Here is a 12,993-nt window from a genome sequence, read left to right as displayed (position 1 = left end):
CGAGTGGTGCGTGGGTGGTGTCGGGGTCATGACGCGCCTCCTTCGGTCTCCCCGCTCAGCGGATCAGAACGGCCTCACCGGAGCGGGGAACGACGGTCGTCCAGCCCAGTTCGCGGTCGATGCGGTCGCGCAAGGCCTCGGACGCCTCGTCCTCGCCGTGGACGAGGTACGTGGTGTGGGGCGGTGGCGCCGAACGCAGCCAGTCAAGGATCTGGTCCGCGTCCGCGTGGGCCGAGAAATGCGGGATGTCGGCGATCTCGGCGCGCACCGGCGTGTAGTCGCCGAACATTTTTAGGGCGCGTGCCCCGTCCACGAGGTCGCGGGCCCTGGTGCCGGCGGCGGCGAACCCGACCACGGCTACCGCGTTGCGCGGATCGGGAAGCAGCCGGTGCAGATGGTGCAGAACACGGCCGCCGGTCGCCATCCCCGCGGAGGAGACGATCACGGCCGGGCCCTCGACGTGGTTGATCTCGATCGACTCTGCGACGGTGCGGGCGGCCTGGAACGGATCCGGGCGCAGCGCACGCTCGCCCCAGGCCAGCACCTCCGGCCTGAGCTGCGAGGAATGGGCGCGCACGGCGGCGCGGTACACGTCGAGGGCCGCCAGCGCCATGGGGCTGTCCACGAACACCGGGACGGCGGCCGGGAGGAGTCCGTCACGGCGCAGGGCGGCCAGTTCGTGCAGGACGACCTCGGTACGGTCGAGGGCGAAGGCGGGGACGACCACGGTTCCGCCGCGGGCGAGGGTCCGTGAGAGGACACCGGCGAAGGCCGAGCGGCCCGCCGACGGGTCATGGGCACGGTTCCCGTACGTGGATTCCATCAGGAGCACGTCGGCACCCGTGAACGGCTCCGGCGGCAGCAGCAGGGGATGACCCGGACGGCCCAGGTCCCCCGAGACCGCGAGGACGTGTCCGTCTTCCATGGTCAGCCGGGCCCAGGCCGAGCCGAGGATGTGCCCGGCCCGGTGCAGTGTCAGCCGTACTCCGGCCATGACCTCCACGTCGGCCCCGAACGAGACCGGGTCGAAGAACGCGAGGGCCTTCTCCACGTCGCCCTCGTCGTAGAGGGGTTTGGCCGGACGGTGCTTCGACCAGCCGCGCTCGTTGGCGTGCTGGGCCGCCTCCATCTGCAGCCGGGCGCTGTCGCGCAGCACGATCCCGGCCAGGCGCGCGGTGTCCGCGGTGGCCAGGACCGGTCCCCGGAACCCGTAGCGGACCAGCCGGGGCAAATAGCCGCAGTGGTCGAGATGGGCATGGGTGACGATCACGGCGTGGATATCGGCGGGGTCGCGCGGCGGCCGCTCCCAGTTGCGTCGCCTCAGGTCCGCGAAGCCTTGGAAGAGACCACAGTCGACGAGGATCCGGGCGTGATCGCTCTCGACCAGGAACTTGCTGCCGGTGACCGTGCGCACGCCGCCCAGGAAGCTGAGCAGCGCTGCACGTCGTTTTGTGGAACGCGGGGTCGTCCGGGACATGGCCGGCCCTCCTCGGTGCGAGGTCAGTGGTGGGCCACGACGGCGACAGGCGCGGTGCAGTGGTGTATCACCGTGTGGGTGACGGAGCCGATATGGGCGCCCAGCGGGGACCGGCGGCCGCGTCGGCCGACGACCACCAGATCCGCGTCGGCGGCGCTCCGCACCAGCAAGGAGGAGGGCGCGCCGATGGGCGTCTGCGCGACGACCGGCACCGAAGGGTGCTTCCGCCGCCAGGGAGCCAGGGCGTCCCCGAGGCCGCGGGCGACGCCGGGGGCCAGGTCCTGCTCGACTCCTACGAGAATGGAGGCCTCACGAACGAGCGGTGGGAGCGACCATCCGTAGAGTGCTCGCAGCCGGCTGCCGCGCCGTGCGGCCTCCTCGAACGCGAAGTCCAGGAGTGGGTCGCAGGTCTGGCGGATGTCGACGCCGACGACTACGTCTCGGCAGGATTCCTCCGTACCGCCCTGATCCTGACTCGGAGCGGCTGGTACCCGTACAAGAACGACTGGCGACTCGGACGCGGTGATCGCCTTCATGGCGACGGATCCGAGGACGAAGCCCATGACGCGGCCCAGCCCGCGGGAGCCCAGCACGAGAAGGTCGGCTTCGGCTGCCTCGGCGGCCAGAGCCTCCGCCGGCGGCGCTGGCAACTGTCGTGTGGTGACTTTCAGAGACGGGTGACGTCGCCGCAGTCGTTGCGCGACGTCGGACAGAAGCCGGTGGGCCTCACGTCGTTGCTCGTAGCCGAAGGGTCCGGGATCGTCCGTCCAGCCGGGCCGCTCGTCCGCGTGTACGAGGCGCAGCGGCGCCTCCCGCAACAGCGCTTCCCGTGCCGCCCATTCGGCGGCGGCGGCGCTTTCGGACGAGCCGTCCAGGCCAGCGGTTACCTGGCGGGTCATGGCTGCTGACCTCCTTCGTGCCGCTCGCGCGGCCACGGCTCCAGAGTCCGGCGCGGCATCCCGTCGAGGAAGGGCCGAGCGGTCCCCTGACCTGCCCCATGCGTCCCGCGCGCCGGACGGTCCCTGGGCTCAGTCGGCTGACCGGCCTGGCGACGGCCTTCGCCGACCGCGCCGCGCCGCCGCTCCCGCGTCGTGGCTATCCGTACGGGCGCCGGCGGTGGGGCCGTGGAGGGCCTCCATGTCACCGTAGGCCGCGATCATCAGTTGACGGCCGAGGTCTTGGAGGGCACGACTCGCCGACAGTTCGTCGCCGATCTCCGGCACAGCCCCGTCGACGGGGCTGCAGTGGGCGACGCCCTGGCCGGTGACCACGGTGGTTCCCGTGTCCAGCACGACGCGGGCCTTCGTAGTCCTGTCCTTCTCGAACAGGTAGAGCCGGATCCGCCACTCGGCTGTGTGCGTCATGACCCTCCTCCGTTCGGTTGCCTCGTGTCTCCAGTCCACAGGGGTCGGACGCGGTCCCGAAGGGGCCGAACAGGGAGCACTCGGGGGCCGAAAAGCCCCGCGCCGCGGCCTGACGGACGAACGGACCACGCGGAAGGGACCAGTCGGTCCTGCCGCGTCGGGCTCCCTGTGCGTAGCGTGCTGACCAGAGCCGGTCGCAGGCGCGGTCGACGGCCGGCGCCTGGGACACAGACCCGTGGAGGAGCCATGACATCCGAGCGGATACATCCGGTCGTCTTCGGCGTCGACGCTTTGGACCAGGATGCCGCCCTGGCCTGGGCGGCGGACGAGGCCGCCCGTCGCGGGGCGCCCCTGCGACTGGTCCACGCGGTGCTGCCGGTGACCCATCACGTGCGCGGCGTCGAGGAGACCGCGCATCACAAGGCCCTGCGTCGGCTGGGGGACGCGGTGCTCGACAAGGCCACGGCACGTGCTCACGAACGGCAGCCGCGTCTTGAGGTCACGACGTACGTCACGGATGCCAATCCCGCGCAGGCGCTGGTGCGGCAGTCCGCACACGCGGGGCTGGTGGTCCTAGGCTCGCGGCGGCTGGGCAGGCTGGCGGAGGTGCTCAGCGCGGCTTCCACGACGGTCCCCGTGAGCGCGAACGCCGTCTGCCCGGTGGCCGTGGTTCCGGAGACCGAGCGCACGGTGGCGGATCCCCCGTATCTCGTCGTCGGAGTGGACGGCAGTCCGTCGGCGGACGCGGCACTGGACCACGCCCTGGAACAGGCCGCCTCGTGCCGCGCCTCGGTACACGCGGTGTGGGCGTGGCGGCCTCCGTTGCTGGGATTCGCCGACGAGCATGCCGTGATCGACTCGTGCCGTAGGCAATTGGACGAAGCGATCGCGAGACGGCCGACGGCCTGTCGGGAGGTGCCGTTGAGCCGTGCGGTCCTGCGAGGGCATCCGGTGGACGTACTGGCCGAGGCCGCCGAACACGCCCTCGCCGTGGTCGTCGGCCGCCGTGGCCGGGAGGGGTTCACGGGCATGCGGCTCGGCTCCGTTCCGCACGGTTTGCTGCATAGGGCCGCCTGCCCGGTGGTCACCGTGCCCCTGCCCGCCCGCCCGCACGCACGCTGACCGGCACCGGATCGACCGCTGGCTAGAGGAAGTCGAGTACTTCGGTGGCCGGTCTGCGGGGTGTGGCCCGTCCGGCGGGACCGTATCCGAGCCGGATGATCATGTGCACGTAGCCCGTGCCCGACAGCGGATCACGCGCCATCGTCCGTAGCTCCGGCCATTCCAACGGCTGGGAGATCACCGAAGTGGCCAGCCCGTCCACAGTGGCCTGGAGCAGTACGCGTTGCATGGCCTGCCCTGCCCGCAGCCAGTCAGCGGGCCGGTCGTCCCTGGTTCCGAGGAGCACGATTTGAGGTTGCTCCTCGAAGCGCGCCGACTCACGGGACGCGGTGCGCGGCGATGTGCGGAAATCCCGTATGGGCGTGTTCACCCCGTACTGCCGGGGACCCAGGGCGTACGGCGGGATGCCCTCGGTCAGTGCGGCGCCGCCCTCGGCGCGCACCCAAGAGGCGAGTTCGGCTCGCAGTTTCTTGTCCATGGCCTCGAACCGCGCGGAGTCGTGTACGAGGGCGAGCACGGTGTCCGCGTGCCACGGGCCGGGTACGGTCAGTCGACAGCCTTCGAGGACGGCGGCTGAGCGTAGTCCGTCGAGGATGGCCTGCGGGACGCGCTCGTCGGAGTAGGGGAAGCGACTGGTGTGCCGACGTCGCAGCGCAGGCCAGAGCGGGGCCAGATCGTCGGCCACACCGAGTTCGGTGAGCTCGTGGAGCGTCACCTGGGCGAGGAGCCACGGACGGTCCGCGTCCGGCAGGTGTCGTACGGACGCGCCCAGGCTCTGACGAGCCGCCCCCACTCTCAGGTTGAACACGGCGGCGGCGCACCCCAGGTGGAGTCCGCGGTGCTGTGGGTCGGCGAGTGGCAGGGTGCGGTCCGGGTCGCCGTGCACCTCGATCGTGTCGCTTCCGACCCGGTGCGCGAAGCGCCATGGCTGAGTGTTGTTCATCGACGGAGCGGTCACCGCGTCCTCGACGAGCGAGGTCACGAGGGCCCGGTCAGGGTGGAGGGCCATGGGCCGTCGCCTCCCGAGGCAGAGGTATTCGCTGTGGTCTCGCCTTCCACTCTCCCCGCGACGGGCAGCCTCGGAACAGGGCCGAACGGGTCCCGGCCGACGCCCCGCGGCGGCCGTCGGGCCCGGTGAGAACGGCCGCTACCACACCCGCGCCGAGGTGACTCCCTCGAGGGCTCGGCATACTGTGAGAACGGTGCCCTCGCATGCTCGAGAGACCGGAGGCCGTCATGGGCGCGACCCCTCACGACACGCCGCGGCCGGGAATGCCCCGGCTGCGGATGGACGAACGACTCGACGAGCTCCAGTCCCGGATCGGAGAGATACAGGGCACCCGAGACCGCCTCCTGGGGCTGCTGGAGGCGGTGATGTCGGTCGGGCGGAGGCTCGACCTGCCGCAGGTGCTGCAGGGCATCGTCGAGGCCGCGGTGTCGCTCGTGGACGCGGAGTACGGTGCGCTCGGCGTGATCGGCGACGACCGCAAGCTCGTCGAGTTCGTGCCCGTCGGGGTCGACGACGAGACGCGGAAGCGCATCGGCAGCCTTCCCGTCGGCCACGGGCTGCTCGGCGAGCTGATCCGCCACCCCGAGCCGCTTCGGCTTGACGAGTTGTCGCACCACCCCGCCTCGTACGGATTCCCGCCCCACCACCCGCCGATGCACTCCTTCCTCGGCGTGCCCATCCGGGTCGGCGACGAGGCGTTCGGCAACCTCTACCTCACGGAGAAGCACGGTGGCGCCCATTTCGACGAGGAGGACCAGGCCGTCGTCCAGACTCTCGCCGCCGCGGCCGGAGTCGCCGTCGAGAACGCCCGACTCTTCTCCGAGGCACGCCTGCGCCAGCGGTGGCTGGCCGCGAGCGCCGACTTCACCAGCGCCCTGCTCTCGGGCGACGAGGAATCCCATGTCCTTGAGGGGATGTTGCAGCAGGCCGTCGACATCACCGGCGCGGACATGGGTGTCTTCTACTTCGTGGGCGAGCAGGGCGAGCTGCGGGGATCCATCGCGCTGGGCACGAACGCCGACGTTCACCGCGGGTTCGTGCTGCCGAGCAGTGAGGGCACCCTGGTGGCGGCGGCCCTCGCCGCCGACGGCCTGGTCGTGGTCGCGGACGTGGAGCACGATGAACGGGTGACCGTGCAGCCGGAACGCTGGAAGGGCTTCGGCCCGGCCGTCGCCGTCACTCTCGGAACGAAGGAACGCCTGAGCGGCGTGCTGATGCTCGCCAGGACTCGGGACCGTCCGCTGTTCTCCTCGGCCGAGACCACTCCGCTGCCCGGATTCGCCGGACAGACGGCCCTGGCGCTCGAACTCGCCGACCGTCGTCGCGACGCCGAGCAGGTGACCCTCCTGGAGGACCGCGATCGGATCGCCCGTGACCTGCACGATCTGGCGATTCAGCGGCTCTTCGCCACGGGAATGACCATTCAGAGCGCGCAGCGCTTCATCGAGCATCCGAAAGCCTCCGAGCGGCTCGCCCGTGCCGTCGACGACCTGGACGCCACCATCAAGATCATCCGGTCTACCATCTTCGGCCTGCGGGAGCGCGACGCCTTCGACCTGCCGCAGCGGCTACGGATCCGGGCCGTCCACGCCGTCGACGAGGCGGCGGCGGCCCTCGGATTCGCCCCCGCGCTGCGGATGGAAGGCCTCGTCGACACCGACGTGCCAGCGGAGACCGCGGACGAGGTGATCGCGGTCATCGGAGAAGCACTCACGAACGTGGCCCGCCACGCGCGGGCGCGCCACGTGGACGTCGCCGTCGTCGTCTCCGCCGAGGGAGTCCTGACCCTGACCGTGGACGACGACGGCGTCGGCATCCCCGAAGGCGGCAGGCGCAGCGGCCTGAAGAACCTCGCCGAACGCGCCGAACGCCTCGGCGGCGAGCTGTCGCTGGCGCGGCGCGAACCGTCCGGCACCCGGCTGGAGTGGCGGGTCCCGCTGCGCTGACCTCCTGGGCAGACTCAGTTGGGCGGTGCGCCATGCCCACGACGGTCATGCGCCTGCCCGTGCGCTTGCCCGTGAACCTGCTCGTGCGCCTGGGCGACGATCACCGCGGCCTGCACCCGGCGGGCGACGCCGAGCTTGCCCAAGAGCCGTGAGATGTGGTTCTTGACCGTCTTCTCCGACAGGTACAGACGGTGGGCGATCTCCTGATTGGTCAGCCCCTCGCCGATCAGGTCGATCACCGCGCGCTCGCGCTCTGTGAGCGCCGCCAGGCGTTCGTCCTCCGGCGGCTTCCCGGCTTGAGGATCGCGCAGGGTGCGCATGAGCCTGGCGGTGGTGGCCGGGTCCAGCATCGACGCTCCGGTAGCCACGGTGCGTACCGCGGCGACCAGATCGGACCCCTTGATCTGTTTGAGGACGTACCCGGCGGCCCCGGCCATGATCGCGTCGACGAGGGCGTCCTCGTCGTCGAATGAGGTCAGCATGAGACAGGCGAGTGCGGGCATCCGGGAGCGCAGCTCGCGGCATACGGAGATGCCGTCCCCGTCGGGCAGCCGTACGTCGAGGACGGCGACGTCCGGCCGGAGCGCGGGACCGCGCGCCAGGGCCTGCTCGGCGGTCGACGCCTCCCCGACCACCTCCATGTCGGATTCGTCGCCGATCAGGTCGCGGATGCCCCGCCGTACGACCTCGTGATCGTCCACGAGGAAGACTCGGGTGATTGCCGCAGGTTCCTCGGTCATGCCAGACCCCCGGTCGTCGGCAGGGCTATCCGCCCTGCCCGTGCTTCCATTGTCTACGGCGGCCCCAGTCGCGCACATGACGGCAGGGGCGGCTCAGGCCGCCTCGGCACCGGTCTCGCCGAGGGCGATCCGGACGTCGGGTCCTCCTGAGGCGAGCGGGGCACGGGTTACCGACCGCCGCCGTGTGGGGCGTACACCCACGAACAGCCGACCAGCCCACCCGCTCACCCACTCCGGCGTGATCGATGACCGCGGGCCGCCTGCCGGGCACCCGTACGACCCGTACGACGAACGCGATCGTTCCAGCGCGGACGGTCATTCGAGGCCTCCTCGTCGGAGTCTGCCACCAGTCTGCTCCGGACCGCCGCTTCACGAAGGGGCCGAACGGTCCCTCTGGAGGCCCACTCGGTTCCCGCCTGCCAGGCGCTGCCACGGGCGCTGAGTCGCGACCCTGCCCATGACCCGTGCCTTGCGCCTACGCTGGCCAGGACGGCTACGCCACCAGGGGGCACGCATGGATCTGCCAGACGAGCTCAGCACCGGTGAACGCATCAGGGTCCTGCGGGAGTCGCGTGGCATGACTCGCCCAACCCTGGCCCATCTCTGCGGGCGCGGGCCGGACTGGCTCAAGAAGATCGAGACAGGCGAACGTGAACTTCGTTCCCACACACTGCTGTTGCGCCTCGGTGTCGCGCTCCAAGTCTCCGACCTGTCCGCCATCACCGGAACGGCCGAGGGCATGGGGCAGTCAGTCCCGCTCGGCAGGCTGAACCACCCCGCCATGCCCGAGATCTGGACGGCGGTCATGAACCGCAGTCTGGCCGCGCCGACCACGGGCCCCACTGAACCAGCGGTCCTGCAAGGCCGCGTCGACCAGACATGGCGTCTGTGGCACACCTCCGACTACAATCGGACGGAAGTGGGGGCGCTGCTGCCCGGACTCATCCGCGACGGCGAAACCGCCGTACGGACTCTGGACAACGATCAGCGCCGCGCCGCGCTGGTTGCGCTGTCTGACGTCTACCGACTCACCGGCCAGGCCACCGCGTACGTCGCCCCCGCCGAACTGGCGTGGGTCGTCGCCGACCGTGCCCTTTCCGCGGCGCAGGACGCCGACCAGCCCGCGGCCATAGCCGCTGCCGCATGGAACATGGGCAACATCCTGCGCGAGACCAGCTACCCGGAAGAGGCACTGCGCGTCGTCACCGAAGCCGCTGATCTCATCCGGCCCCACCTTGATGGCGGCCCCGACGACTGGCGCGGCGTCTACGGCGCACTCCAACTCCACGCCGCCGTCACTGTCGCGCGCGAAGGTCGCGAGGGCGACGCGTGGCGGTACTGGGACAAGGGCGACCAGGTCGCCAAATCGCTTCCAGGCTCGTACGTCCACCTGTCCACGGTGTTCGGCCGGGCCAACGTCGACTTTCACGCCGTCAGCATCGCGACCGATCTTCGCAAGGCGCAGAAGGCCCTCGGACTCGCCGACGACCTTGACCCTGACGTCATGCCCTCCCGTGAGCGTCGCGCCCGCTTGTGGGTTGAGGTGGCCCGCGGACATCTTCAGCGCGGCGACCGGACCGCGGCTCTGCACGTCATGCAGATGGCCCATCAGATCGGTGCCGAGACCGTGACCTACACCCCGTCGGCCCGCGTCGTCGCCGCTGATCTGTGGCGCTCGGCACCACGTGCCATGCGCAAGGACGCGGGTCGCCTGGCAGAGGCCGTTGGCGTAGCCACCCACTGACCAGGGGGACAGGCCGGGATAGGGGGACGGACTGTCCCCCTTCTCTGTTGCGCGGGCCCTTACGGTGACGCACCCAACTTCGCGTCTACCGAACGAGGTCACGCATGAATCCGGGCACCCGATTGCACGCCTCGACTCGTCATCATGAGCAGCCCACCAGCGACAGCATCACGGGAGGAAGGCGCGTTTCACTGGCCCTGTACGCCGTCGACGAGCATCGCGCCGACGGCGATCTCGCCCTGTCATGCGCCGACGCTGAGTCGCTGCTCGCCTCGCTCCTTGCGGTACTGGGCACCACCACGCGTGCGCTGCAACGGCGTTGGCGTTGGCGTCGGCGTCTGGCCCTGGTGCTTGCGGCTGACTACGGGATTGATCTCGACACGCGGGTTCTGCACTCGGCGGGGGTGGCCTGATGGGCACCGCATCGTGCTGCGGCGGGTGCGGCAGCGCCGAGGGGCCGCACGCGACCGTCACCGGTGAGACCGGCGGGCAGACGCGTCACTGGTTGCTGTGTCAGGCGTGCGCGGGCAGCAGCGTCGCCCCTGCTGTTGTGCGGCGGTCGGTGCCGCAGTTCTGCGTACGGTGCGACCGGGTGACCGACGACCCGGTCGTGGTCGACGTGGTGCACCAGAACTCCGGGCCCGGCTACACCCTGTACGCCTGCCCCGCCTGCGCCGAACGCCTGCCCATCGCCCGCTACGCCGGGGGTGACCGGTGAACGCCCCGAAGGCCACGGATACGACGTGGTTCTCAGCGGAGTGCAAGGTCGCGCAGCGCCCGGAGTACACGGGCCTGCACAGCGAGTGCCGCCAGACCGAAGACGTGCCCATGCCCCACGGCACGGGCGTGCTGCTGGTGCACCGCTGCCCGTGCCCGTGCCACGGACCGATCAACGGAGGCGCACGGTGAACGGAGGGCACGCGGTCACCGTGCCCACTCGTGACCGCGGACAGTGGGTCACTGTCGTCGTCGGCGGTGATCCTATGGTTGCTTCGCTTGGTGAGGCGACCGTGCGCCTGTGGGGCGGTCGGTTTGGCGTCAGGTCAGTAGCGCGGCGACCTGTTGGCGGGCTTGGTGCAGCCAGGCGGCTCGGGTTTCTTCGGGGGAGTCGGAGACGGTGCGGAATACGGTGCGGCGGATGTCGGTGACGCCGGTGTACGGCAGGACGCAGGCGGTCCAGATGCGGGCCAGTGGGTCGCCGAACTCGGTGTGCTCGCGTGGGGCGGGTGTGTCGGAGGTGTTCAGGATGAGTGCGCGGGTGGCCTTGAGCAGGCCGGTGGGCTCGCCGTCCGCGGTGCCGAGTTTGTAGGCGACGCCTGGTGTGAGTACACGTTGTATCCAGCCGGTGAGGATGGCGGGTGGCATGCCCCACCAGTTCGGGTGGATGAACACCAGTGCGTCGAGGGTGGCTACTTCGGCCCGGTGTTGTTCTACTCCGGCGTCGTGGCTGGCGGTCGCCGATACGGTCTCCGTCTCGTCGGCCGACAGTACGGGGGCGAATCCCTCGGCGCAGAGGTCGTGGGCGAGGACGTCGCAGCCCCGGTCGCGCAGTTCTTCCCGGACGGTGTCGAAAACGGCGTGGTTGAAGCTGCCCGGCCGCGGGTGTGCCAGGTAGACCCCTATGCGCATGGAATGTCCCCCGTCATCGATGTCAAGTGGTGTCTTCGGTGGGTGTGGGCGGGGCGGGGTACGGCGGTCGTCCGGCCGCCGTACCCCGGCCTCCCGCCCGGACTGCCCCGCCCCGTCCCGTCAGGCCGTCAGGCCGTCAGGCGTCGATGATCACCGGGATGATCAGCGGCTTGCGGCGGTGGGTGCGGAAGGCCCAGTTCGCCACCGCGCGGGCGATCAGCTGCTCCAGCTGGTGTGCGTCGCCGACGCCCTCCTCGGCCGCGGCCGCGAGGGTCTTCTCGATCACCGGGATGACCGGCTCGAAGGTGGCGTCGTCGTGGACGAAGCCGCGGGCCAGGAAGTCCGGGGCCTCGGCCAGCGCCCCGGTGTCGGCGTCCACGATCGCGACGACCGTGACGACGCCCTCCTCGGCCAGGGTGAGCCGGTCCTTGAGGGATGCCTCGGTGGCGCCGCCGACCGTCATCCCGTCCACGTACACGTTGCCCGCGGGCACCTTGCCGGTGATGGACGCCCGGCCGTCGACCAGGTCGACCACCACGCCGTCCTCCGCGATGACCACGCGGTCCGGGTCGACCCCGGTCTTGACCGCCAGGTCGGCGTTGGCCTTCAGGTGCTTCCACTCGCCGTGCACCGGCATCACGTTGCGCGGCTTGACGATGTTGTAGCAGTAGACGAGCTCGCCCGCGCTGGCGTGGCCGGAGACGTGCACCTTGGCGTTGCCCTTGTGGACGACGTTCGCGCCCCAGCGGGTCAGGCCGTTGATCACCCGGTAGATGGCCGTCTCGTTGCCGGGGATCAGGGAGCTGGCCATCAGGACGGTGTCGCCCTTGCCGATACGGATCATGTGGTCCCGGTTGGCCATCCGGGACAGCGCGGCCATCGGCTCGCCCTGCGACCCGGTGCAGACCAGGGTGATCTTGTGGTCGGGCAGCTTCTCCAGTTCCTTGAGGCTGACGATCAGACCCGAAGGCACCTTCAGATAGCCGAGCTCGCGGGCGATGCCCATGTTGCGGACCATCGAGCGGCCTACGAAGGCGACCTTGCGGCCGTGCTCGTGCGCCGCGTCGAGCACCTGCTGGATACGGTGCACATGGCTGGCGAAGCTGGACACGATGACCCGGCGGGGAGCGGTGCGCATCACCTCCTGGATCGCCGGGTTCAGATCCACCTCGGAGGTGGTGAAGCCGGGCACCTCGGCGTTGGTGGAGTCGGTCAGGAAGAGGTCGACGCCCTCCTCGCCGAGCCGGGCGAACGCGCGCAGATCCGTGATGCGCTCGTCCAGCGGGAACTGGTCCATCTTGAAGTCGCCCGTATGCAGCACCATCCCGGCGCCGGTACGCAGCGCCACGGCGAGGCCGTCCGGGATGGAGTGGTTGACCGCGACGAACTCGCAGTCGAAGGGGCCGAACCCGCGCCGGTCGCCCTCGCGCACCCGGACCGTACGCGGTTTGATGCCGTGCTCCTTGAGCTTGGCCTCCAGGAACGCCAGCGTCAGCTTCGACGCGACGACTGGGATGTCCCGCCGCTCGCGCAGGAGATACGGCACACCGCCGATGTGGTCCTCGTGACCGTGGGTCAGGACGATCGCGACGACGTCGTCGAGACGGTCCCGGATCGAGGTGAAGTCCGGCAGGATCACGTCGACGCCCGGCTGGTGCTCCTCGGGGAACAGCACCCCGCAGTCGACGATCAGCAGCTTGCCGTCGTACTCGAACACGGTCATGTTGCGGCCGATCTCCCCGAGGCCGCCGAGGGCGACCACCCGCAGGCCTCCTTCGGGCAGGGGAGGGGCGGCTTTCAGCTCTGGATGCGGATGACTCATACCGTGACGCTACCGGAGGGGCTCGAGGGTGACACGTTGCGGGTGCGAAGCTCTGGGTGTCGTGGGTGTCGTGGGTGTCGTGGGTGTCGTGGGTGTCGTGGGTGTCGTGGGTGTCGTGGGTGCTGTGCGTGTCGTGGGTG

12 protein-coding genes are annotated in these 12,993 nt (G+C 70.4%); 5 read left to right on the top strand and 7 right to left on the bottom strand.

The genetic code is table 11. The features are described from left to right. Window positions 1-55: 55 nt before the first annotated feature. From ACX6XY_RS06405 to ACX6XY_RS06395, 3 genes are all read right to left on the bottom strand, one after another. Window positions 56-1,477: an MBL fold metallo-hydrolase RNA specificity domain-containing protein gene (locus tag ACX6XY_RS06405; RefSeq protein ID WP_460327338.1), complete on the bottom strand. Its 1,422-nt coding sequence runs from the start codon at window positions 1,475-1,477 to the stop codon at window positions 56-58. A gap of 23 nt (window positions 1,478-1,500) precedes the next feature. Beyond that, window positions 1,501-2,376, bottom strand: a complete 876-nt coding sequence (locus ACX6XY_RS06400; RefSeq protein ID WP_460327336.1) for a universal stress protein — start codon at window positions 2,374-2,376, stop codon at window positions 1,501-1,503. A gap of 129 nt (window positions 2,377-2,505) precedes the next feature. Then, window positions 2,506-2,841 (bottom strand): dsRBD fold-containing protein, encoded by a 336-nt coding sequence (locus ACX6XY_RS06395; RefSeq protein WP_460327334.1) that lies wholly within the window; start codon window positions 2,839-2,841, stop codon window positions 2,506-2,508. Window positions 2,842-3,087: 246 nt separating this feature from the next. Between ACX6XY_RS06395 and ACX6XY_RS06390 the strand changes: the two genes are divergently transcribed. After that, complete coding sequence (locus ACX6XY_RS06390; RefSeq protein ID WP_460327332.1) at window positions 3,088-3,963, top strand: universal stress protein; 876 nt, start codon at window positions 3,088-3,090, stop codon at window positions 3,961-3,963. 22 nt (window positions 3,964-3,985) lie between these two features. On the opposite strand, the gene ACX6XY_RS06385 is transcribed toward ACX6XY_RS06390, so the two are convergent. After that, window positions 3,986-4,972 (bottom strand): Acg family FMN-binding oxidoreductase, encoded by a 987-nt coding sequence (locus ACX6XY_RS06385; RefSeq protein ID WP_460327329.1) that lies wholly within the window; start codon window positions 4,970-4,972, stop codon window positions 3,986-3,988. A gap of 203 nt (window positions 4,973-5,175) precedes the next feature. On the opposite strand from ACX6XY_RS06385, the gene ACX6XY_RS06380 reads away from it, so the two are divergent. Then, window positions 5,176-6,918 (top strand): sensor histidine kinase, encoded by a 1,743-nt coding sequence (locus ACX6XY_RS06380; RefSeq protein WP_460327327.1) that lies wholly within the window; start codon window positions 5,176-5,178, stop codon window positions 6,916-6,918. Between the two features lie 14 nt (window positions 6,919-6,932). Here ACX6XY_RS06380 and ACX6XY_RS06375 read toward each other — a convergent pair whose 3' ends face one another. Beyond that, window positions 6,933-7,658 (bottom strand): response regulator, encoded by a 726-nt coding sequence (locus ACX6XY_RS06375; protein ID WP_460327325.1) that lies wholly within the window; start codon window positions 7,656-7,658, stop codon window positions 6,933-6,935. Window positions 7,659-8,172: 514 nt separating this feature from the next. Here ACX6XY_RS06375 and ACX6XY_RS06370 point away from each other — a divergent pair. The 3 genes from ACX6XY_RS06370 to ACX6XY_RS06360 all read left to right on the top strand — a co-directional run bounded on the left by ACX6XY_RS06370 (window position 8,173) and on the right by ACX6XY_RS06360 (window position 10,120). Next, window positions 8,173-9,402, top strand: a complete 1,230-nt coding sequence (locus ACX6XY_RS06370; RefSeq protein ID WP_460327323.1) for a helix-turn-helix domain-containing protein — start codon at window positions 8,173-8,175, stop codon at window positions 9,400-9,402. A gap of 104 nt (window positions 9,403-9,506) precedes the next feature. Further along, entirely contained in the window at window positions 9,507-9,815 is a 309-nt protein-coding gene (locus ACX6XY_RS06365; protein WP_460327320.1) for a hypothetical protein, read from the top strand. Next, entirely contained in the window at window positions 9,815-10,120 is a 306-nt protein-coding gene (locus ACX6XY_RS06360) for a hypothetical protein (protein ID WP_460327319.1), read from the top strand. Before ACX6XY_RS06365 ends, ACX6XY_RS06360 begins: the two co-directional genes overlap by 1 nt. A gap of 320 nt (window positions 10,121-10,440) precedes the next feature. Here the strand turns inward: ACX6XY_RS06360 and ACX6XY_RS06355 are convergent, their stop codons facing one another. Then, window positions 10,441-11,031, bottom strand: a complete 591-nt coding sequence (locus ACX6XY_RS06355) for an NAD(P)H-dependent oxidoreductase (protein WP_460327317.1) — start codon at window positions 11,029-11,031, stop codon at window positions 10,441-10,443. A 136-nt stretch (window positions 11,032-11,167) separates the two neighbouring features. Further along, entirely contained in the window at window positions 11,168-12,853 is a 1,686-nt protein-coding gene (locus tag ACX6XY_RS06350; RefSeq protein ID WP_460327314.1) for a ribonuclease J, read from the bottom strand. Window positions 12,854-12,993 lie beyond the last annotated feature (140 nt).

Source organism: Streptomyces sp. O3, from assembly GCF_054788135.1.
Note: the sequence above shows the minus strand (reverse complement) of the source record. Positions and strands in the feature narration are given on the sequence as shown.